This is a genomic window from Streptomyces sp. CNS606 (assembly GCF_000426325.1).
The window spans coordinates 1-1,513 of the sequence record NZ_AUFD01000064.1; the positions used below are offsets into that span (position 1 = coordinate 1).

Genomic DNA, 1,513 nt, shown 5'->3' on the forward strand with positions numbered 1-1,513 from the left:
GAGGCGGCGACGGCGGCCGGGGCCGCCGTGCCGCTGGACGGCTGAAGCAAATCGATGTCCTTTCGGGACCGGCTTGGAAGGCACCGCAACGAGCGCTCCCCTTGTCTCCAACTCGCGCGTCTGCCTGAGGACTTCGGTGTCCTCACGGCATCAAGTCAACCGGTCGGCGGCCCTGTTTGCGGAAGTCGCTCCCGAGAATCTGGGCTTGGCCACGCCACCTGGTGACCGCATATGCCTGATGCAAGATCCACTACTGATTAGTAGACCCAAAGCGACACAGAACACACGGCGCGTGACCAGGCATGACACATGTCACCCCACTCGCGCGGCGAGCAGATTCATGCGCGAGCCATCGATCCAAGCCGTGATGCGGATCACAAACAGTGACGCGTGGGGCAAACCCGCACGATGGCCACCTCACCCCGCTCAGCGGACGATCTTCCCCGAAAGTCGGCACGCCAGGCGCACATCAGCACGACTCCCACCGCAACCGGCCGAGACGCGCACACCCGAACGCCGGCGAACCGGAACCTCCGGGGGCGCACGCTTCCGGGCCGGGCGAGTGCGAACGGCGATCCGATCTTCGGGCTGGAGTACTTCGGTGAGATGAGGGCGTACCGCAGTCGATGCGGCGGGGCGAGTGGAAGGCTGCGGTGCCTACACCGGAGTCGCCCGTTCGTCGCATCGGCTTCGAGGTGTTGGGTGTCGCGGCAGCGGTGCGGTCATGGTGGGGTCGTGTGACCTGCACCGGCCGGGCCTTGTGCGGTGCGGGCGGAGACTGGTGGTTGGGCCGGGTGGCCGATTCTGGTGACGTCTTCCAGGGTGCGGCTGCAGTGGCGGACAGCGGGCGGGACGGTCAGTTTCGAGAGGTGTATGCGGCGGCCCCCGGCACGTGCACGCTTCTTCGCCTGGGGTCGCGTCCGTTTCTCTCAGCTGGAGAACCCTGATGAAGCGAACCGTTCTGGCTGCCGCGGCGGCGCTGGCCGCCACTGCGCCGATGATGGCCCTCGCCCCGGCCGCCACCGCTGGTGGCATGCCCACCCCCGACCACCACAAGCCGCTCTCGCTGCACGCGAAGCTGGACCCGTTCAAGGTCAACAGGGTCACCGGGCGCGGCTGGGCCAAGGTCCACCTCAAGGGCCGGCACGTCAGCGTCAAGATGCACGTCAAGGGCCTGCTGAACGCCCCGCACGCGCAGCACTTCCACATCGCCGCCAAGGGCGTGTGCCCGCCGGAGTCGGCGGCCACGAAGCACAACGGCAAGCTGTCTCTGTCCACGCCTGACGGGGCGCCGTTCTACGGCAGGATCGGCACCTCGCTCACGACACGCGGCGACACCAGCCCGGCCTCCGGTCTGGCGGTGGACCGCTTCCCCACCGGCTCGATGTACACCTACGAGCGCAGCTTCACGGTCAGCGAGGAGGCCGCGAAGTCGCTGCGCGCCGGCACCGCCGTCGTGGTGGTGCACGGCATCGACTACAACGGCAACGGCAAGTACGACTTCAACCTCGGC

At 67.9% G+C, this 1,513-nt stretch carries 1 protein-coding gene; it reads left to right on the forward strand.

Going from position 1 to position 1,513, the window contains the following annotated elements; all coding sequences use genetic code 11:
- Window positions 1-946 precede the first annotated feature (946 nt).
- Window positions 947-1,513 (forward strand): hypothetical protein (locus K304_RS30315; RefSeq protein ID WP_037791377.1); only part of this gene is annotated, 567 nt, incomplete at its 3' end.